This is a genomic window from Allolucifera butyrica (genome assembly GCF_900476375.1).
GTDB lineage: Bacteria > Bacillota > Negativicutes > Sporomusales > UPPP01 > Lucifera > Lucifera butyrica.
Genome location: NZ_UPPP01000072.1, coordinates 22,338 through 43,741 on the forward strand (window position 1 = coordinate 22,338; position 21,404 = coordinate 43,741).

General features: G+C 43.0%; 22 protein-coding genes. 2 read left to right on the top strand and 20 right to left on the bottom strand.

Features of this window, described 5'->3' with window-relative positions:
• Positions 1–11: 11 nt before the first annotated feature.
• From LUCIF_RS11685 to LUCIF_RS11780, 20 genes are all read right to left on the bottom strand, one after another.
• Complete coding sequence (locus LUCIF_RS11685; RefSeq protein ID WP_122628075.1) at positions 12–656, bottom strand: flavodoxin family protein; 645 nt, start codon at positions 654–656, stop codon at positions 12–14.
• Positions 657–838: 182 nt separating this feature from the next.
• Positions 839–1,882 (bottom strand): sensor histidine kinase, encoded by a 1,044-nt coding sequence (locus tag LUCIF_RS11690; protein WP_207857544.1) that lies wholly within the window; start codon positions 1,880–1,882, stop codon positions 839–841.
• 3 nt (positions 1,883–1,885) lie between these two features.
• Positions 1,886–2,554, bottom strand: a complete 669-nt coding sequence (locus LUCIF_RS11695; RefSeq protein WP_122628076.1) for a response regulator transcription factor — start codon at positions 2,552–2,554, stop codon at positions 1,886–1,888.
• Between the two features lie 191 nt (positions 2,555–2,745).
• Positions 2,746–3,489, bottom strand: coding sequence for an AAA family ATPase (locus LUCIF_RS11700; RefSeq protein ID WP_207857546.1), 744 nt, complete (start codon positions 3,487–3,489; stop codon positions 2,746–2,748).
• Positions 3,490–3,559: 70 nt separating this feature from the next.
• Positions 3,560–4,111, bottom strand: coding sequence for a CD3072 family TudS-related putative desulfidase (locus LUCIF_RS11705; RefSeq protein ID WP_122628077.1), 552 nt, complete (start codon positions 4,109–4,111; stop codon positions 3,560–3,562).
• Positions 4,112–4,258: 147 nt separating this feature from the next.
• Positions 4,259–5,302, bottom strand: coding sequence for a hypothetical protein (locus tag LUCIF_RS11710; RefSeq protein ID WP_122628078.1), 1,044 nt, complete (start codon positions 5,300–5,302; stop codon positions 4,259–4,261).
• Positions 5,303–5,555: 253 nt separating this feature from the next.
• Positions 5,556–7,262: a DUF4153 domain-containing protein gene (locus LUCIF_RS11715; protein ID WP_122628079.1), complete on the bottom strand. Its 1,707-nt coding sequence runs from the start codon at positions 7,260–7,262 to the stop codon at positions 5,556–5,558.
• A gap of 165 nt (positions 7,263–7,427) precedes the next feature.
• Entirely contained in the window at positions 7,428–8,825 is a 1,398-nt protein-coding gene (locus tag LUCIF_RS11720) for a contractile injection system protein, VgrG/Pvc8 family (RefSeq protein WP_122628080.1), read from the bottom strand.
• Positions 8,822–9,475, bottom strand: a complete 654-nt coding sequence (locus LUCIF_RS11725; protein ID WP_122628081.1) for a hypothetical protein — start codon at positions 9,473–9,475, stop codon at positions 8,822–8,824. Before LUCIF_RS11725 ends, LUCIF_RS11720 begins: the two co-directional genes overlap by 4 nt.
• A 51-nt stretch (positions 9,476–9,526) precedes the next feature.
• The gene (locus LUCIF_RS11730; protein ID WP_122628082.1) at positions 9,527–10,573 is read right to left on the bottom strand and encodes a DUF4280 domain-containing protein; all 1,047 of its coding nucleotides are present in this window, start codon (positions 10,571–10,573) and stop codon (positions 9,527–9,529) included.
• A gap of 70 nt (positions 10,574–10,643) precedes the next feature.
• Positions 10,644–11,153, bottom strand: a complete 510-nt coding sequence (locus LUCIF_RS11735; protein WP_165865975.1) for a hypothetical protein — start codon at positions 11,151–11,153, stop codon at positions 10,644–10,646.
• Positions 11,154–11,206: 53 nt separating this feature from the next.
• The gene (locus LUCIF_RS11740; RefSeq protein WP_122628084.1) at positions 11,207–11,815 is read right to left on the bottom strand and encodes a hypothetical protein; all 609 of its coding nucleotides are present in this window, start codon (positions 11,813–11,815) and stop codon (positions 11,207–11,209) included.
• Positions 11,812–13,365 (bottom strand): hypothetical protein, encoded by a 1,554-nt coding sequence (locus tag LUCIF_RS11745; protein ID WP_122628085.1) that lies wholly within the window; start codon positions 13,363–13,365, stop codon positions 11,812–11,814. Before LUCIF_RS11745 ends, LUCIF_RS11740 begins: the two co-directional genes overlap by 4 nt.
• Entirely contained in the window at positions 13,352–13,996 is a 645-nt protein-coding gene (locus LUCIF_RS11750; RefSeq protein WP_122628086.1) for a hypothetical protein, read from the bottom strand. Before LUCIF_RS11750 ends, LUCIF_RS11745 begins: the two co-directional genes overlap by 14 nt.
• A gap of 350 nt (positions 13,997–14,346) precedes the next feature.
• Positions 14,347–15,210: a ketose-bisphosphate aldolase gene (locus LUCIF_RS11755; protein WP_122628087.1), complete on the bottom strand. Its 864-nt coding sequence runs from the start codon at positions 15,208–15,210 to the stop codon at positions 14,347–14,349.
• 15 nt (positions 15,211–15,225) lie between these two features.
• Entirely contained in the window at positions 15,226–16,077 is an 852-nt protein-coding gene (locus tag LUCIF_RS11760; protein ID WP_122628088.1) for a class II fructose-bisphosphate aldolase, read from the bottom strand.
• A gap of 16 nt (positions 16,078–16,093) precedes the next feature.
• Positions 16,094–17,170: a PTS fructose transporter subunit IIC gene (locus LUCIF_RS11765; RefSeq protein ID WP_122628089.1), complete on the bottom strand. Its 1,077-nt coding sequence runs from the start codon at positions 17,168–17,170 to the stop codon at positions 16,094–16,096.
• A 25-nt stretch (positions 17,171–17,195) separates the two neighbouring features.
• Entirely contained in the window at positions 17,196–17,507 is a 312-nt protein-coding gene (locus LUCIF_RS11770) for a PTS fructose transporter subunit IIB (RefSeq protein WP_122628090.1), read from the bottom strand.
• Between the two features lie 14 nt (positions 17,508–17,521).
• Entirely contained in the window at positions 17,522–17,977 is a 456-nt protein-coding gene (locus LUCIF_RS11775) for a PTS sugar transporter subunit IIA (protein ID WP_122628091.1), read from the bottom strand.
• A gap of 25 nt (positions 17,978–18,002) precedes the next feature.
• On the bottom strand, positions 18,003–19,787 hold the full coding sequence (locus tag LUCIF_RS11780; RefSeq protein WP_122628092.1) for a BglG family transcription antiterminator: 1,785 nt from the start codon (positions 19,785–19,787) through the stop codon (positions 18,003–18,005).
• Between the two features lie 269 nt (positions 19,788–20,056).
• On the opposite strand from LUCIF_RS11780, the gene LUCIF_RS11785 reads away from it, so the two are divergent.
• Both LUCIF_RS11785 and LUCIF_RS11790 read left to right on the top strand, forming a co-directional pair.
• Entirely contained in the window at positions 20,057–20,497 is a 441-nt protein-coding gene (locus LUCIF_RS11785) for a MarR family winged helix-turn-helix transcriptional regulator (protein ID WP_122628093.1), read from the top strand.
• A gap of 50 nt (positions 20,498–20,547) precedes the next feature.
• Complete coding sequence (locus LUCIF_RS11790; protein WP_122628094.1) at positions 20,548–21,294, top strand: nitroreductase family protein; 747 nt, start codon at positions 20,548–20,550, stop codon at positions 21,292–21,294.
• Positions 21,295–21,404: the final 110 nt, after the last annotated feature.

Consider the following 21,404-nt stretch of genomic DNA (forward strand, 5'->3'; position numbering starts at 1 on the left):
ATGTCAATGAATTACGCTTTAACAAGCCTGACTCCTAAATCAAATGCTTTTTGCAAGTCCTCGGCCGATATTTTTTCGACACGATTAGATTTTTCCTCTTTATCCGGCATCAGATAAACGTACTTGGAATAATCGTCAAATTGAACGGTATTTGTTAAAGTTAGCAGTTCACAACTGCCCAATGTACGGCCCATAATTCCCGCAAAACTAGTTAAAGTATCCTCAAACCCTCTTTCAACATAAATTTCATCACTGACATTCATTGTTGCAATTAGAGCTGTTTTAAAGTTTTTTGGTTTAGGGCCTGTAGACGTACCACCGTAATCAAGATATTGAAAAAGTAATCTGTCCGTAAATGAACGCATTTGCCCTGATAGATTCCCATAATAAATAGGTGAACCAAGCACAATAACGTCTGACTCCTCAATACGTCCCAGTAAAGGTTTAAGTTCATCATCTACCACACAATGTCCGTAAGATTTACTATTTTTCAATTTACAAGAACAACAACCGATACAGTCCTTATAGGTTAAATCAAAAAGATTTATAAATTCCGTTTCAGCACCCACTGATTTTGCGCCTTCAATGACTTGGTGCAACATTTTTGAGGTATTGCCATGTTTTCTTGCACTACCGCACAAAGCTATGAGTTTCATAAATTATCCTCTTCTTTCTATCATTTAGTTAAAAAATAATTTGTCTGCCAATACATAATTCACCTTTCTTGTGTTATTGCAATCGTAACATCCCAGTTTAAACTGAATGTAAACTAAAGTCATAAAGAACAAAAGTACAGTCTCGCCAATTCTCCGCAAAACTATACTTTTTAATTTTCGTCTTAACAAAGTGGCAGGATTACGGTAAACGTTGTACCTGCTCCCACTATGCTCTCGACATGAATATTGCCTTGGTGCATATCAATGATCTTTTTAACAATGGAAAGCCCCAATCCGTTGCCCTGTTGGGATCGATTCCTGGCTTTATCCGCTTTGTAGAAGCGCTCAAATATATGAAGCCGGTCTTCTTCCGTCATGCCAATACCGGTATCGGAGACTCGGCAGACAGCATTTTCTCCTTGCCGGTGCAGTTCCACTCGAATCGACCCGCTCTCGGGCGTAAATTTGATACTATTATGGATGAGATTGATCCATACCTGGCTCATTAGGCTTTCATCGGCTGTTATCTCCAGCTGATCCAAGAACCCTTCCATTTCTATTTTTTTCTGCGTCCATTGGGGTTCGCATGCCAGGATAATATTTTTTATCTGTTTATCCAAACGATAAGCGACAGGTGTAATCTTGCTGTTTTCCGCTTCGAGAGAAGCCAGTTTAAGCATGCTGTCACTCAGTTGCGACAGCCGTATGCTTTCGGTTTCAATGATACTTATAAAACGCAGGCGATCCCCGGAACTTAATTGGTCATTGTGTAAGGCCTGAGCAAAACCCCTGATTGAGGTCAATGGCGACTGAATCTCATGCGAAACATTAGAAATGAACTCTTGCCGCATCTTCTCCATCTGGTTTAATTCCAACGCCATCTTATTTATGTTGTTAATCAGAGCTTCGACCTCTTCACTTACACGAAAGCCTAAGTGTAAGTGGGTTGTAAAATCCCCCCGTGAAATTTTTTCAAGAGCCGCTGTAATTGCGGCCAAGGCTTGTTTGATTTGCGCCATATGCTTCATCTGGAATAAGGAAAAAAACAGGATCGCCCCCAATAGGCCGAGAAGTGAATTGATGATCTGAATCAATACAGGAGATAGGCTCTCTATTGTAACGGTAAATACATGGGCAGTTAAAAAAAAAGCCCCTGCAATGCAGCCTACATATACTACCAGCAGCAGGACGACTCCGGAGACAAATTTCATTTTTCCTTTGCCCATGGTTTACACCTCCAGACGATAACCGAGGCCCCGGATCGTCCTGATTTTAAAGTCACACTGTTCTGCCGGAAAACGTTCACGCAACCGGTTAATATGGACGTCCAGCGTCCGCTCATTTCCTTCAAAATCATAACCCCAAATATCCTCGATCAACTGCTCCCGGGAAATTGTCCGCCCCGGATAGCCGGCTAATTTGTACAGCAATTCGAATTCCTTGAGGGGAAGGGTTAATTTTTCGCTGCCAACAGTTACTTCGTAGGTTTTGCGGTTCATCGATAATTTCCCAATCTGAACTACCTGGGATGATACAATTTGATATCGCTTCAATAATGCTTTTACTCTAACCACCAATTCCAAAGGGTCAAAAGGCTTAACAAGGTAATCATCCGTTCCTAGTTCGAAGCCTTTAATTTTTTGACTTGTTTCTCCTTTAGCCGTTATCATAAGCAAAGGAATGTCATAACTCTCCCGCAGTTCGCGACACAACTGCCATCCGTCCATGTTGGGCATCATGATATCAAGAATGGCCATATCCACTTTTACTGTCTCAAGCTTTGCCAGAGCTTCAACACCATCTGAAGCCTCATATACCTCAAAACCTTCATGGCTCAAAAATACCTTTATCAATTCTCTAATATGCAAGTCATCATCTACGATTAAAATTTTCCCCATCGTGACTCCTCACTTTTGCTCGTCTCGACACTCGTGTCCTACCTAACCGTTACCAAAAATATATACCTATTATTTAAACTGAATTTAAATAAGTATTCCACTCCATAAAAATATAACCCTTTACACGCTCACCCGTTTAAAGCCAAAAGACTAAGGGACGGTGGTTATGTCCGGGACACAACCACCGTCCCTCAGTCTTTTGTTAGTTCATTCAGCATACCCTTATAATTATTAACAAAACTTTTGGTTATCATGAAATGATCTGTTTGTTCATAGGAGACCTTCTTGATTCCGTTATCATCAATATTATAGATATAGGAGTCCGGATAGGCTAAAAGCAAAGGAGAATGAGTAGCAATAATAAACTGGGAATTATTTGAAACCAATTCATGAAGGCGGCTGATTAAAGAAAGCTGCCGCATGGGAGACAGCGCGGCTTCCGGTTCATCCAGAATATAGAACCCTTTTCCCAAAAACCGGTTAAGAAATAACGACATAAAAGACTCTCCATGGGATTGGGCATGGAGAGAACGTTCCCCATACACCGCTCCTACTCCCAGGTCCTCAATATTGGTTGCTACATTATAGAAACTCTCAGCACGCAGGAAATAGGAATCTCTGGGCCTTTTAACTCCCTTCCGCAGAACAATATACTTATATAATTCGGAATGGGACTCTCGCGTCGAAAAACTAAAATGTTTTGATCCGCCTTCCGGATTAAAACCAAAGGCGATTGCAATCGCCTCAACCAGGGTAGATTTCCCGGCCCCGTTTTCACCGATAAAAAACGTTACCTTAGGATGCAATTTTATTTCATGCAAGTTTGATATCGCAGGTAAAGAAAAGGGGTATTCTTTATAGGACGGAATATCATTTCTTTTCAGAGAAACTTCAAATACATAATGATTTTGCGTTAAGGAGGAAATCTCTGCCACCTTCTTTATTTAACTAAGTATCTCCAAGAGATGATTGTATACTGCTTTTTATCCATTCCGAAAATATATCCTAAAAGATTATATTTAGCTTTTCCACTGCTACAACAGCCTGCTTCGGGTCTCGTGCTTTTATACCTATCATGTTAATAAATATGCCCTTATCCCGAAATGCTTTTTCTAGCAATTCAATAAATACGCCTTGCCCTACATACTCTCTATCATCTGACCAGGTCGTATCGACACCGCAAGTTGGAGAACCGTTTATTCCTAATAGACCAATGATTTGAAAACCATGTTTTCTATATTCCTCGACCTGATATACAACATTGTCAACCATTGACTGGCATAAACATTTCACATTCTCATTCTTCATAAGATTAGCAACCCTTGTATCTTCTGATTCAACTGTGCGAATCGCTTCTATATCGGCCTCTCTATCTAATCCCAAACAAAGGAGTTCAGGGCATGGCAGTTGTATTATTCCAGCTTCTCCATCCAATAATGCCTTTGTCGCTTCTAGAATTACACCAGGATAATGAGCGCAAGCATCAATTTTAGAATTTTGATTAAGAACACAATGGGCAACGAGCACAATCTTTTTACTTCTCCCATCTTGAAACATATAAAATTCCTCCCTACACCATTTTGCACTTTTAAAACAAATACCAAGGATTAATCCCTTTAAGTCCTCAATTTAACGAAAGGACAAATGTTTCACCTTTCAGTGGCATTCTTACAACCCCGTCTCCTGACACTTCCATAAGATTAGTTAAACATTTAACGAAATTAGCGATGGTTTCCATTCTTCGTAAACGGATATACTACGCTCTGTTTCATCATATGGCCGAATGGGATTAACAACCCCTGGATCCTTTTGGCTTATTGTCATTTTATATAATATTCCCCCGTTTTCCTTTATATCCTGTCGCGTAATCGTTATATAATCATTACCTTTATGTAAGTGTATAAACATAAACTTATCGCTATGATTCATCTTTTCTAATGACTGATCTACCCAATTCCGGGATTGTTCTTGCTCCCAATCAGGGAATAATACTTGCAGAGTCAAATAAAATAAATTCAAATTTTCTTTTGAAGGCAAATAATTAGTATAAAAAGCTGCATACGCCCCTTGTAGGTGTTGACTGTCCTCCCCAAATACACCAAAATAGACATCTTTATCAAAAGCTTTATCTAAAAAGCTGCAAGTAGTCGCAGCACTGCTATAAGCCGCATCATATACATTAGGCCCTTGGGCTTCCTCTATTTTACTTATTTTATAACCCTTATTTTCAAATAAATCAAAATACTCCTGTTTGTTATATGGAATGTATTTTCTCCCAGGCGCGACCATTGGCTCAATATGATTTTTCGATATATATTCCGTTATTCTATCAGCTAAGTAGTCAACCATTGATCCCCCAGCAGCGTCCGCCATAGGTTTCGCTTTAGTAGACGTAAAAAGCACTGCGCCACTTTTGCCGTAAGCAGTAGTACTTCGAATTTGATACATTTTTCTATCCTTAGTTACGGCTATTATCATATGCCACACATTATAATCTAAAACTTCTTGCTGATGAGTATAAACATTTAACTGTTGAATATCTTGCTTATACGTCACTTTTACCCATACATCATAATAAGTTGAATTATTATTATCTTTTGTAATAGCTAGTGTCACTGAATCAAAATAAAGATCAGCTTTATCCGATGTGCCCACCAATAAAAGTCGATCATCCGCATAAACATACGGAAAGTTAGTAAATCCAATAATCATCGTAAAAATCAGTAAGATTAAAATCTTTCTTCTCATTGTAAAGCCCCCTCAACTACAATTATTTAACAAATTCTACATTAACTTGGAAATACTTCTTTTTAAGTTAAAATCTTCAATAATACAAGAAAGACCCAAAGGGTCTTTAAGTGGAAGGAAAGTATTTTACTTTTCGGCTTTCTTAAGAAGAATGTGTTATTTAGAAACAACTCGAAAAGTTATACTTTCCGATCCCATAAAAACAAACCCGAATTTCCAACTAAGGACTTTCGGGTTTATTTGATTACCTTTATTATTTGGTCTTGATAAAAAGGTAAAACGCAGGCGTGAAAACCACTCTTTCTTTCGTACAAGAAAACTCCTTAAATATAAATTTCACTTCCACAGATTCATTACCATCAATGTAGGTCATTTCGTTTTGAGTTAGATTATTTACCCCTTTATGGATTTCATATATTTTATAAGCGATGTCCCGAATATTGTTCTCGTAAATCACCTTATCTTTCCTATTAATACTCAATTTTCCGTTAGTAATGTTGACGGAATATGGGGAATTGGGATCAGAAACTTTAGATACGTATGGTTCTACCTCTATTAAATAGTCATATCCCTTAATATGAAGTATCGGTTGACTGGCTAACTTATACAATTCCGCACTCGCACTGCCAACATTACCATACATGGCAAATCCAAAAACTTCTTTCATCTGTCCCGGCTGAAACCCTCGGGGAACATATTTTATATCATTCAAACTGTGATAGCGCATAAAATACATAACTTTTGAACGGATCTCCGCAATAGTCTGTAAAGATAGAGCTGGATTGGCTTTTATCGTACCGTTGTCCAGCATACCATTATCGATGAGTATCTTTTCCAACCGGTTATTTTGGCTCTGAATCGCTACATTAAACGAGCTCCATGGCCCCCAGAGAGAGAAAAGCGAAATCACAGCAACCAGTATAACTGCCAAAAGATTTTCCGGTTTTCTTGATATACCCAGATATATCATATATACGGCCAGATAAATACCGAGAAGCACCACATAATATCTACTTTCCGTAACGCCATAGGCATTGATCCTTATGCCGATAGCTATAAACATCATAACCAGTAAAGGTATTAGGCCGCGTGAAAAATATCGGATAAGTTTCTCTATCCAAGGAATAAATTCTCGCAAAGGCCAGATACAAAACAATAGTCCGGCACACACAATCGAATACCATACTACCAGATTTGCAACCATTCCTTCCGGCCATTGGGTATTAATAAGTATCTTCATGAAGTAAATATATAATATAACCATATACGTTATCGCCAGAGGCAAAGCGATATAGATCATAAGGATCCGCAAAAACCTCGGATATCCTTCTAACTGCATCTCTGCTTCGGGTTTGGGGACCCCCGCACAAAAACAAACAAAACCGAAAACAGCGGTGACACACCATATGTCAGCAAACCACTTCCAGGTTACATCCATTGAAAAGAGTAGTTTTAGGGTTACAACTATAAATGATAACCCAGCGAATAAGATTATCGCATACAAGACAGCAATAAAACACTGCAAAGTGAGGTTGACCAGATAAAGCTCATATTTCTCCCGGCGATAGTAAGGTATGACAGTAAAAAGAACGTAGAAGAAGCTATTTAAAACGAAATACCTTGTCATAGACACATAATTTTGTTCTTGCAGCATCAAGTAGCAGGCCGTTAATCCGGCAATCGATAATATATAAAGTCCCGCTATCGCGTGTCTCTTGACTTCAGGGTTTCTTTCCAGGAAAACCCTTATGGAAAGAAAAATAGGGCAGCCTATTACCAGCACTAAGCTATAACGAATCAACTCTTTTTCATACACATGATGGTTTAAATAGATAGCAATACAAGCACTCACGGCCGCCAAAATGAACGTTTCCGGAAAACGTTTAAACCCCAATTTAATTTTCTCCCCTTGCTTTAAAAGAAGGGAACAAATACTTTTAATCACGGCAACCACTCCCATAATATTCCTCAAGGGAAAATATAAATAGGAAAAATATAGCCGGCATCCACATTGATTTTCCTATTCTAAAAATATCTATTGCTATAATTACCATGACAATCCATCGAAAAACAAAAAAACTACTCTTTCTTTGTGTGTACCGCAAACGGCATATGCATTTCCTGATTATTTCTTAAAATGCACGTTCGGCGCCCGAAAATACATTTCGTTTTCCATTGATATATAATTGGACGGCGTATTTAAGAGCACTTGACCGGGTGCGTTTACCGCCACTTTTTTATTTGACTTGATAACAATTTCTTCTTTTGCTTCCATGGTAATTCCTTTATGGCTGGATATATGGACCCCCTGCTGATCGTCCAGCGTAAGCACAAGGTCCTCGCGCCCGGCAGTGAAATAAATGCCGCCCGGTGCAACTTTGAGTTCCTGACCGTACTCTGTTGCCAAATAACGGGTGTTAGGATCGCCGGTCTGCTCACAACTGGCTCCATTGGTCCGGACGCAGCCGGTGATGACGGCATCCTGTTCTTTTACGCCGGGTATGTATAAACTGACCTGGGTCCCCAATTGCGGCATCAGGTACATCATATCGGTCGTAGGCGGCGCAAAGGGGTACCAGAAGGCCTCGTCGGGATTCTGTTCCGGGTCAATTGCCAAGTGCACTTTGACGGTCTGGTCTTTTACGTCCAGCACGGTTCCTTCCAGGCTGATCCCCTGGATTTTTTTATTATAAATGGGGTTTTGCCGAAGGGTACTCTTGCGCACCAGCCTGGCGCGGTAAACCAGTAGCCCCCGCTTTAATTCAATAGTTACCGCTCCCACATACATTTCAAAGTCCAAAAAGGTCACTTTATCCCCTATATTCAACGCTTCCTGAGTTTCGACCTCATAATAAGCATACTCATTGGCAAGCAGCCGGGAATTGTAAGCAAAATCCTCATAAAAGGCCCGAATATTCTTGCCGGTTTTGTAAGCAATCTCAGCCGGCAAGGTTTTACTCCCGCCTTGAGGATAGCCAAAAGAAAAAATCCGGTCCGCCGCAATACTGTCGGCTGCCAGTACCGTTCCCATTAACGCGGCCATCCGCCGGATGAATTGCCAGTCTGTCTCTTCATATTGAATAACCGGGGTGTCAATCTTCACGCCCGGGGCCGTCAGTTCAAAGGTCTTACCGCTGTAATCCTGCATGACCTTACGGACAATATCACCGTAGGTCAGGCTGGTATCCTGAAAAGAACGGCTTTTTTTCTCCTCATCCAGCAGCGAACTTTCGGACAGGAAGCAGGCTTTCAACCTATACAAGCCTCCTTGGACGCAAACCTCCACGGCTTGAAGCCGCCCCTTAAAAATCACTTGCGTATTTTCAGTGTGCACAAGCACCTGTACCGGGTCATTTCTGCTTTCCATAAGCCCGGCCTTTTTACCGGCGTCTTCGCTGAGTATCGCCGTAAAGCGGCATTCCGTATGCTGACTCAGCCTGCTCGTTATCACCAGATCGTTAATTGACTGGATCTCCCATGGACTGATTATTTGTATTTGCTCATAACCAATAGCCGTCATCATTTCCACCGCCTATTTGCTTTGGCCCTTTCTTTATTGGAAATAGCACCAATATGATATCGCTTGCGAAGAATCTGTTTGTAAAAGCTTCGGATTGTACAATATTGAAAAACGCAGGCTAGAAAGGTTCCACATACTAAGATTAACAAACCAACGCCCCTCGGATTCAAACTATGTACTGCAATCTTTCCCACAAACATGCCTAATACGCCAAAAGCACCATAAACCGCCGTCGGAAATCTAATTGGTTGACTGTCGCCACAGAGGATTTTCCGTGCATTCCGTTTTACCAGGTAGATGTTAACAGGCACTACCAGCAAGATTAGTGTCAAAAAGATTCCGCCCTGCAGTACATTAAAATGATTCACACCAATTGGCGCCAGGGCAAAGCATAATGACCACCAACTAAATATACCACCCAAAAAAAGAAATAAATCTTTACCATTCTTTTTCACCTTCCGGCTCCAAACCAAAAACATTACCGAAACAAGAGCGATGAAGAAAGCAGCAACCTTAAAGTTTATATTATCAAAATTAAACACACAGGCAATTAATCCAAAAGCAAATGACCCAACCCAGACCTTCGCTACCTTTTTTTCCTCTTCAATAATATCTAAATATTCACGTACCCTAGTCAATTCTTCCGTTTCCATCTAGCTCTCCTCTCAACAAGAATCTACAATTTTTGAATAGAGCAAATACAATTAATTGCTATTCCAAAGCTCCTCCATCCTTTCAAGTCCTTCTTTGGCCCAATTGTGCAAATAAGCTCTTAGCGTCTTTCCCCTTATAGTAACACCATCAGTAGCAACAGTAATAACTACCCCTACAACAAAACCTGCAGCCGAACCAAAAGGTCCGCCTACCGCTGTTCCAGCCATCGTCGATAATTCAATGGTCCCCCACGCAAGTCCCATATCAGTTCCAGTCTCGGCGGCAAATTGGTTCGTAATATGCCCCTGTTTCAAATCATCCCAATTGTTGCCGACATCACCCGCCAAAGTAATTCCGTAGGCTAACGGATTGGCCAATTTGCCCAATTTGCCGGCTTTCTCATAGGGCTCTAAGTCCTTCATGATCCCTTTAAACATCTTTCGCCGCTGACTGCGGGTAAGATCAGCGTATTCGCTGGACCGGTTGGCGCCTAAAAGCCTTTCTCCCTGGGTCTGACTGGTATATTTGAACTTCGTTTCACCTCCGGCGCCAATTCCGCCGGCAATAGCGGGGACGTTATTCGACCATTGCAAGTTACCATTGTCGTCTTTCCAAAAGGCCCGGGTGAAGCACGCAGCCGGGGAGTTATCATGGATGTTAAAAATCGGTTGGTAAGCCTGGTTGCTGTCCATCGTAATTTGCGCCCCGTTAAGGCCGGCAAGCAACGCCGCCATATCGACTTTGCTGTTCGTAACCATGTCCGCCGTCACATCGGGCTGCCCTTCCTCGACGATGGTAATGCAGCCGCCGGCATAGCAGGTTAAGAATGACCCTTTTATTAGGGCAGGACGACCGTCAATCCGGGTATCCGTCTTTGTTCCCTGCCAACAGGGCGCCAGGGAAGGCTGGCAATGTTCCTTTATTTTGCAGGTGCCGAAAGGCAGGACATTGACTCCCGCAATACAATCCTGGTCATTCAATAATGGTCTATCAAGAAAATAAAGGCCGTGGTCGTCGGGCAATTTCAATTCGGTAATTTGTCCGCCTTGATTACACCGTACCTTCGCCCCTTCCACTATATACTTTTCATTGGCCATTTTTTCAGCTCACACCCTCGTTTCTCCGTTATCACACGAAATCTGTAGTCCGGCGAACCGGAAGGACCGGCTACACCAACTCCACCCGCTGTAATTTTATGCCGCGAAAATCACGGCGCAGAATACTCTCCGCCGCGTCCAGCCGGGCGACGATGATCGTTTCCAATTTATGCGCAACCCGAAATAATGGATAGTTGCAAATCGCGGCCTGTTTCAGGACCAGTTTCTTTACCGCCGTTTTATCCGGCGTCTGAATGCTTTCTTCCGCCAGGCAGTCCACCGCTTTAAAAATAGGCAACCAGTAAACAGTTTGCCGACTGGCCACCGAACTGATCAGCAGCACTCTTCGCCAGATTAATCTGGGTACATAGAGTTGGAATGTTGCCTGAAGCGATTCGGATACTAAAAACAACTGCCGGTCAAGCAGATCAATAAAATCCGGATCCTTTTCGTTAGCCAGCCGGCACACCGTAAGTTCGGCAATTCGATGCGCTTCTTCCGGTGTTACGTATCGCCGGTCGATTGGCTGCTCCACATTGGGAATGACCGGAGCATTCACAAAGTCCTTATTCTGTTGCAAACGAAAATATTCCATCGGTGTTTCCTTTCTTTCTCTGATCCAACAGTCAATATTTATGCAGGCTCCTGCCCCGGCTGTTCCGCATACAGCAGTAGACCCGCATCTCCATATTCGCCCATAATAATCTTCAAGTCCGGCGCTTTTTTCAACGCCTTATATTCCGGAATCCGAATCGCATCCCGAATCGCCGCTTTGGTAATTACCGTGGCCGCTACATTGTATTCTTCGGCCATTCTTTGCTTTACCCATTCCAAATGCACCGGGCGCACTTTGTTGCGATAAAGGCCCGTCCCGGCGGCAACCGCCACTTTATCCAGCCGTTTCCACAGATACTGCCAAACAAAATCCAGCGTATAGCCGGCACAGCATTCAACGGGGTCCCGGAAGCCTCTTTCATCGTACAAGTCCACACGGTGGCGCCAGATGTTATCCATAATATTGGTCCGCAAGAAGGAAATGCCAATCACAGCGGCCGGGCCTTTTTCCCCGGCTGCCTGCAACTCATTCGCCTTCGAACAGACTGTCCGGAGGGCTGAAGTTAAGCTGTCCAGAATCCGGTCCCGATTTTCCAGCAATGCCTGTTCCATTGCCGGAAAATCTTCCTCAGCCCAGCCTTCCGTCTGGTTTTTTATAAAATCCTGTACTATTTTTTCATGGTTCATTGCTGTACGTTCACCTTGGCTCCGCAGAGGTTGATGTCCTGTTTCATATTAATTTCACCAGCCCCTTGCTGAATACTGATTTCATCCATGGCACTGACGGTGATTTTACTGGTCTTGCTCGTAATTTCAATATCTTCTTCGGCTTCGAGCGTAATTTTCTTATCGCTCCGGATGCTTACGCCGCCATCATCGGTCAACGTCATAAGTAACTGGTCGTTGGCGATAATCTCAATGCCGCCTGGATTCAATATCAATTGTTTCCCGTGTACCGTACTGATTATCTTACTGTCCGGGTCCGTTCTGGCGCCCCGCTTAGAAGGCGTCAGGTTCACCGAACTGACGGCCACGGCCTCCGCTTCTTTATGATTGGGGAAGTAAAGGCGAACATTGTCCCCCACTTCAGGCATACAGTACCAGCCGCTGCCATCCGGCGAGGAGTATACGGTCGTATAGGGATAAAACCAGGTGGCGCCATCGTCCCAGGTCTGGTCTATGGAAGAAATATATACCCGCACTTGGTCATTTTTGACTTCTTTTATAATACCTTTCAGAGAAATTCCCGCCAGATTTGGATTATACAGATCATCCTGCATCAAACCTTTTTGGGTGGCGAGGGTATAAGTATTGTTTACGGCTCCCTCTTCCATGCGGATACGACTATTCATTACGTAAAAATCAAGATTGAGGAAGTTCACTTTTTGCCCCAAACGCAACACATCCAGAGATTCTACGATACAATAGGTAAAATCATTCTCACTTAAGGCCGTACCACTGTTTTTCCGGGTATTTTTACTGGCTTCGGCATATCGTTTGGTATCCCGGTAAATTTTATAGGAAGATACATTGATCTGCGGCCCTTCCTGATTTTCTCCCTCCTGCCCTTTATTATCATCCTGGTTTCCGGCTGGCTGCGGCGGTAAACCAAAGTATATTTTAGGACATTCAAAGGTAATATCCGGCACCAGACCGATGTTAAAAAAGGAGGCCAGTCTCTTCAAAAACATCCAGTCCGTCTCCTCGTACTGGAGAATCAGTTTGCCGGTGGTCTGCCTGTCCCGTCCTTCCGGCACAAACAGTACATTCCCGTTCAGATTTGGCACATAGTCCCTCGCCCCGGCGTTAATCCGGTCAAAGATATATTGATACGGTTCCTGCTGCCGTTGAAAGGAACGGCTCTGTCTGATTACATCCAATTGAAAGCTAAAACTGACCGCTTCAATTTCCAGATATTTCAACCCGCCTTCAACCTGCTGCTGAATATTGGTTACCAGGCCTTTAAATAGGCACTTTTCCGCCCCGCTATGATCCGTATAGGTCAGAGTCACGGGCGAGTTTTCAGTGGTAGTCTGGACATAGTCCCGTCTGGGGTCCATTCCGTTATCGGGCAGTGTGCCGCGAATATACAAGCGGGCATGTTCATTTATGGCTTGGGTAATTTCCACCGCCAAAATATGCTGCAACGGATAAGGCGAAAAGTGCAGATGGTGCCAATTGATCGCTTTTCCCTCACTTGGCAGCATGGTTTGCTCTTGCTGATTAGCGGATTCCATTCGCCTGCGCTCCTTTCCAGGACAATTCCGGGTCTGCCGGCGGAACTGCCGGCATCACTCGCACCGACTGCATAATTTGCCGCGCAATCGGCTGCCAGGCCTTGTACACTGCAAAAGGGCAGCTAAAAATCCCCATGATTACGCTTCTTTCCATTTCTAAAAAGAAGCGATACTGGTACAACGGCTCCCCCATGGTGGGACTCTTGAATTCCATAAAAGCGGCTGTTTTTTCCGCGACGTTTTCTACTCCTTCGCCAACAAACAAGTATGACGGGTTCTGTTTTCGCAGCAGCATTTTTACGAGGTCTTTTATCTCCGGAATTGCTTCCTCATCAATGTCATTGGAAATATAGCTTAAAGTAATATTGATTTCACCGGTCTGATCGGTCTTGATAACCTGGGGCCGGTCTTCCGAAGGGTATTTTAGGCGAGCCCATTCTGCCGGCATGTCCTCAAAAACAGTCGGTATATAAATTTTCAACCTGTCATCAAAAAAGGACTGCTCGGCAAACTCATACTTTTCGTCATTAACAATCACACCTTCATAGATGCTCTGGCTGTTGATTTCTTCCTGTTCTTCCAGCTGATTGACGATATGGCGGATTTTTTCATCCACATATACATGGGTCATAGTGAACTCCTTTCTCCCTCTTTCAAAACTAATTTTTGAATCTCACCAAATATATTTAAATGGATTAATATAGTTAAACACCCATAAAAAAGAAAGTTAAAACTGTAACTTTCCTTTTACTTCATAACCTGCCAAATTCCTCCTTAAATTAGAATAAATGGGATAAAGGTCCCTAAAACAAGTACAATTTATAGGACTAAAATTCTATATATGGAAAATTTTTCTTTAAAAAGTCTATAACAAATTTGTGACAAAAAAGTGACAAACAAAAGCCCGGCAGCCAAAAAAAGACTAAGGGACGGTGGTTGTGTCTAGCTGGACACAACCACCGTCCCTTAGTCTTTCTCCCCTTAAATGTAATACTTTGCTTTGTCTCCATCGTTAAACAGAGCAATTTTGTGATAGATTACTTTTTTCATGGCTTCAATACACGGGGGGTAGATTGCGTTCGGTTCACGGATCGCCGGATCTTGCAAGACCTCCCGGCATTTTTTATAAAATGCATCTTTGATATCGCTGGATATATTGATTTTAGAGATTCCTAATTTTACTGATTCGGCGATTTCTTGATCCGAATTGGCCGAACCGCCATGCAATACCAGCGGTATAGCCACACATTCCCGGATTTCCTTTAACAAATCCAGTCTCAACTTGGGCTGCCTATCCTTAGGATAAATTCCATGGGACGTGCCAATCGCAATGGCCAGCGTATCCACTCCCGTTTTTTCCACAAACTCTTTAACGGTAGCAGGGTCCGTATAGATAATCTTTTCACTGCCGCTTTCCCCGCCGTTGCCGGTAGTGCCAATTGTGCCCAATTCCGCTTCGACCGAAACATTGACTGCGTGCGCCATTTCGATGACTTTTTGGGTAATCGCAACATTTTCCTCAAAAGAAAGCAAGGAAGCGTCAATCATTACCGAAGTAAAGCCGCATTGAATCGCTCTGACAATTTGGGCAAAATTACCGCCATGATCCAGATGAATGACTACGGGAACGTTGGTTTTGGCGGCTTCCTCCCGCACGCCGGCAATAAAACTATCTTCCACAAACGACAATTCATCCGGGTGAATGGCAATAATTACGGGGGCCTTTTTTTCCTTGCAGGCTTCCATAACCCCTTTTAAAATCATACTGCTGCTGACATTAAAAGCAGGTACGGCAAAATGATTTCTCTGCGCTACGGACAATAACTCTTTCATATTTAATAACATATCCATCGATCTCCTCTAATTTTTGTTGCTGGAACCGGATAACCGGATATAATACCGAACCAATTCCATGCTGTCTTTCTCTACCTGACTGACTAAATCATAATAGGTTAGGTTCTCATCCTGCTGCAGGCGGCTTTTTACCGCCTGCAGATTTGCATTCATAAAATCGCAGCCGACGTTAATCTTATTGATGCCTTCTTTCACGGCAGTTAAAATATTCTTTTCCCCCGAGCCGGAACCGCCATGGAGCACCAAGGGCATCTGCGTCTGCTTCTTTATGTATCGCAGCCGGTCAAAATCAAACTCGGGGGTCATACCTTGCGGATAATTTCCATGGGAAGAGCCAATCGAAATGGCTAGCGCATCAATCCCTGCTTCCTTGGCAAAGGTAACCGCATCCTCGGGATCGCTGTACATGGATCCATCCGTAAATCCGGCTTGCTCCGTACTGCCAATGCAGCCTATTTCTCCTTCCACACTTACCCCCTTGGGAAAAGCATACGCAACAATTTCCTTCGTCATCGCAATATTTCCGGCCAGCCCAAAGCGGGAAGCATCCACCATCACCGAAGAAAATCCGTCGTCGATTGCTTTTTTTAAAAACAATACCTCTTGTCCATGGTCATAATTTAAAGCGACCTTTATATCAGTCCTGCCTGCCAGCGTTTTAACGATCGGCGTTATTAACTGGCTGTCACAATGAGCAAGCAAATGATCCTGATACAGATTAATAATAATCGGCGCATTTTCCTTTTCCGCCGCCCGGATTACGGTTCTCGCAGTCTCCAAATTGAAGCAGTTGATTGCCATTACCGCATAAAACCCGGCATTTGCCTTACTTAACATTTCTTTCATAGAAACGTACATAGCGCATACTCTCCCATTATTTTATACTAATGCCCGATAAATCCATCTCTTCCTCCTCATCCACTTCCGCTGCGTCTTCGACGGCGTCTTTCTTTAAGAACACCAGCAATAAGGCGGTGACAAGACTGCCGGTACCCAGCGCAATTAAAAAGCCTAGCGGGTTTTGCATGGCCGGAACAATAAACATTCCCCCCGAAGGAACCGGCGACCCTACATTTAACAGCATGATTAGAATTCCGCCGATGGCGGCGCCAAAGGAGCAGGAAAATATAACCCGGAGCGGGTCGATCGCGGCAATCGGGATAACGCCTTCGGTGATCATGCAAATCCCCATCGGAAAGGCAATTTTTATATTATCGGCTTCATTTTTACTGTATCTGGATCTTTTAATCAGCCAGGACAAGGTTACCCCAAATGGCGGAATCATGGAGGCACATACTTTGATCGCTTCCGGTCCGTAGATTTTGTCAATTAACAGACCGTCGGCAAATAAAGAAGCCACTTTATTAACCGGTCCGCCAAAATCAAAGGCCGCCATGGCTCCCATGATCGCCCCAAAGATCACTTTGGACCCGCCCTGCATATTAACCAGCATATCTTTCAGTGCAAAGGAAGCGGCGGCAATCGGCCTGCCGATAATAAAGAACATGATAAAACCGACAATAACCGACGCCAATAACGGAATAATCATCATCGGCATCAATCCCTGAGCCCAGATGGGAACTTTTATGTTCTTCTTGAGAACATTCACACACCAGCCCGATAAATAACCGCCAAGCATACCGCCAAGAAAACCCGCCCCCATTGCATTGGCAATCATCCCCATTAATAAACCGGGCGCAATCCCCGGCCTGTCCGCAATCGAATAGGCAATGGCCGCCGACATAACCGCCGGAATTAAGCTCATCCCGTAAACCCCTAAGGTAACCGACGCTTCCCAAAAATTATAATAACTTTTGTAATCCGAAATTAAGGCCGGATTGCCGCCGGCTATATTGCCGATCGCAATCAATAACCCCGAGGCAACGACCAAAGGAAGCATGTACGATATTCCTGTCAGAGCATGACGCTTTAGTTCCAACTTTTTTAACATAATGAACCTCCATTCAACTCATTTTTTATTTCTCTAATTCTTCCTGGATTTTCTTTAATAATGCTTTGGGAGATTTAATGGCAATCTCGGTGGGGATTTCCACGATCCGTTTTCCCTGAAAACGTTCCTTGCCGCCCACTTTAATATCCGCGGCAATAATCACAATATCCGCTTCCTGGATATCCTTAGCGGTTAACTCATCCTGCGTTCCGATGGTCCCCTGCGTTTCAATATGAATCGTATGATTTAACTCTTTCCCGGCTTTCAGTAATTTTTCTTTGGCAATATAGGTGTGTGCAATTCCGGAAGTACAAGCCGCAATGCCGACAATATTCATCTTGACCACTCCTTTTACTTGTCTTCACTAAAAATATCAATAATCTCGCTGGTTTGGGTACTGGTCAACAATTTTTCAACAACCTGCTCGTCCGCCAATTTACCCGCAAATTCCCCTAATAGCTTTACATGCATCGTTGTACTGTCCACATCCCTCACGGCAAATAAAACAATGCACCGGACCGGCTGATCATCCAGGGATTCCCAGAATATTGGACGTTTCGTTCTCCCGATTGCCAAAGACGTTTTCAATACGCTTTTCGATTTACCGTGAGGAATTGCAATTCCACCCCCTATTCCCGTTTTTCCCTCGGCTTCCCGCAAATACACATCCTGTATAAACTTCTCCTTGGAGGATAAAACACCCGATTTCATCAGCATATCCACCAAGGCATTGATCGCTTCCGCCTTATTCGCTGCGTCCAACTCCAGATTAATCCGGCTTTCATCAATCACTGTCAGCAAATCCATGTTTAAGCCCCCTGATTCTCCGATTTTATTTATGCTCTGTTTTTATTACAAAATGGTATACCCTTTTGAGTAAATCCTCCGACAAGTCTGCCTCACCGCCAAGGATCACGGTTACTTTCTTTTTACCGCCATCCATGTTTTTCAGGATAACCGGCCGGTTCTCTTGCTGCCCAGCTGGCTTGCTATATATGCAAAGCTCTGCGTTATTTAGCACAATTCGCTCCCAGCATTGGGCCTGCGTACTGTCAAGATACCGGCCATCGGTTGCCAAAGAGATCTCCGGGTCCTCTTCGATCCTTTCTGTAACCGGTTGATACCCCGGCAGCAACGATTCCCGGATCCGGCTTACATCCGCTTTATTAAATAAGGCGCTGACATAGGCTACGGGTTTGTTTACCGGCTTCGTTAACTTTACCGTTGATAAAACTAAATCAATATCCTCCCAATCCGTCTTCCTTTCCATCTCTTTCGCGGAAACAATATCTACGATCTTCCACTCCGGGAATTGATTCTTTACCCGTTTGGCCAGTAAATGGGAGGTTCCGACTCCCGTAGAGCAGATAATCATAACATTTTGCCGGTCTATCGATTCCTCGATAGCGGATTGAAAATAAACCGCGATATAACTAATCTCGTCTTCACTAATTGGCGGCAAATTGTACCGGACTCTTATCTTCAGAATCACCAGCCTTAGCAACAGCATGACCTCGGGAAATTCCTCTTTTATTTCATTTAGCAAGGGATTCTTTATTTCAATGTTGTACTCAATCCGATTTATCATTGGCTTTAAATGAAGAAGCAGGCTATTGAACAGCAGGGGAGTAAACAGAAAATTAAATTGTGAGATTTGGGCGGACAAGTCAATCATTTCCTTGGCCATTCGATGTAAAAAATCGTCCACCTCATTTAATTTGTCGGCATAAGATTCCTGTACGATCACCCCGCCGGAAGACATGAGATAGCGGTAAATATAAAATACTTCTTCCTTATTTATCTTTATAGCCAATGCATTTTCCAGCCATCTTGCCATCTTCTGGGAAACACGGTAAAAGGACGGATCCTCCATTTTTTCCACTTTGGTTTGGGAATAAATCGTTTTTCCCTGTTTGGTTCGCTGGATTAAAATTAATAAGTGAGTAATCAGATTAATATAGTAGGGTTCGGTTATCCGATAATGTAAAAGCGTTTCCGCTTTCTCAATCACTGTTTTCACTTGACTTACGTTAAATTCGCCAAAATGCTCTTCTAATTCCAAAATCGTTTCTTTATCAATCCGGGTATTTTCCACTTGCAGCGGCATGCTTTTGGAACCGATTAGCGTATTCAGCATATCAACCATGGCTTTTCGAATATCCGTTTCCGAGCCGGTTAAATAGGTTCCCTGAATACTCTTTCTAAGCTGCAAATTATACTTTGCCAACTTTTCTTCAATCACTTTAAAGTCGTTTACAATCGAAGTTTTACTAACAAAATATTTACCGGCTAAATACTGAATCGATAATTTCTCTTTGGTTCCCTCAAAAAGCTCAAAAAGTATTTTCATCCGTCGATCTTCTACGGATAAATCATACAAAACGTTATTTTCCTCGATCCGATTCCCAATAGCATTGCGTCCTGACGGGAGAAGCCGGACTCCCCGCCCGGAAATCCGTTCCAGACTCACGCCGCTTTCTTCTATGACTGCCAGGTCATTCCGGATTGTCTTAATGGAACATTGCAGCGCCGCCGCAATGTTTTTAACAGGCTCAAAATCATCCATCTGCAACAAGTATTTCAGGATTTGTTTTTGCCGATGCTGTAGCTCCTTCATGTGGATTTCCTCCTGTCCTGTTTACATTCGCATTATAGCATTATTTAGTGAATTCAAAAATGACAAAACATTGCCACAATATTAATCCCATTTTAGTATACTTACTGCCGTCTTGATTTTGTCCCTGTTAGGACAACGGTAAGGATTCTGACAAAAAAATCACAGACTCTGGTGTATAAAAATAAAAGGCCCTTTTAAATTATCGTTTGCAAATTTTTTATACAATGCTACAATATAGTTAGAATTCTAATTATAGGAGAGCAACATCAATGAATGATAAACTACCAACCATGTCCAAACTGGGCGTTGTATTTCTCACCTGGAGAAGGTATCTTCAAAGGAAACTGAACTCCCACAAAATAACCCTGAAACAGTTGTATGTTCTAAGGCAGCTTGAAAAATGTGAATTTCTCTATCCGTCCCAGATTGCAGATATGCTGTTCTGCGATCGTCCAACGGCAACCGTTGTTATTAAAAACCTGGAAAGGGAAGGCTGGGTAACGAAGGAAAAGGATCACGAAAATTCAAAACAGGTCAAAGTATTTTTGGCGCCGGAAGGACATCAAAAACTACTCTCACTTAAAAATGGGTCAAAACTTCCCGTAGAGGAAGTTGATCCGCTGGAGTGTTTTACCATCGAGGAAAAGCAGCAATTTGACCAGCTTATCAGCAAGCTTGACCGGTATATTGCGAAACTGGAAGATAAGTAAAATTTTTTACTTATCTGATTAGAGTTCTAATTATTAATTGGAGGTTTAAAATGAACAACACGCTGGAAACAATCTACTCACTGCGTTCCATCCACGGCAATTTCTCAGAGAGGGACATTTCTCCTGAAGACCTGAAAACCATAACAGATGCCTGTGTTCGTGCAGCAAATGCATCCGCCAGGCAATCCTATTCGGTCATTGTCATAAATGACCGACAGACCATAAAGGATCAGTTCTGCTATGGCGGCAGTAAAGCGCTTCTCTTCTGTATCGATTTCAACCGTATTCTCAAAACCGCCGCTTATCTTGGGCAAGAGTTCAATACGGATGGCATTATCGGGTTTATTACGGGCAGTACGGATACGATCCTGGCTGCTCAGACCGCCGCGCTGGCCGCGAAATCACTGGGGATTGACTCCCTTTTTACAAACAGCATACACCGTTGTGACATCACAAAACTGAATAGAGCGTTCGATCTACCGGTGAAATACTGTTTTCCCCTGATTGCGCTTATTCTTGGCTATCCACAGGTAGAACCAGGTTATATGAAAGGCCGGTTGAACGGAACGGGAATAATCCATTATGAAAAATACCATGAACCGGATAAAACAGACTTGGATGAGCTGGTATCGACTTACGATGATCCACAGAGGCATATGGGAATGATCCACGATTGGCAGGACAAGGGGTACCAACACTACCTCGATTGGTTCTATCGGAAATGGTGTTCGCCTGTAAATACGGAAAAGGAATCGGAAGTATATTCCGTTCTCAGGCAAGCCGGATTCATTGTTTAAGCGCAAATTCGTATCCGTATCAGGGGTCGATCCAACATTTTAACCTTTTTATACGCTAAGGGATACGTATTAAACAATATCGGAATCGGGGGAAAAATAATTGATAAAAT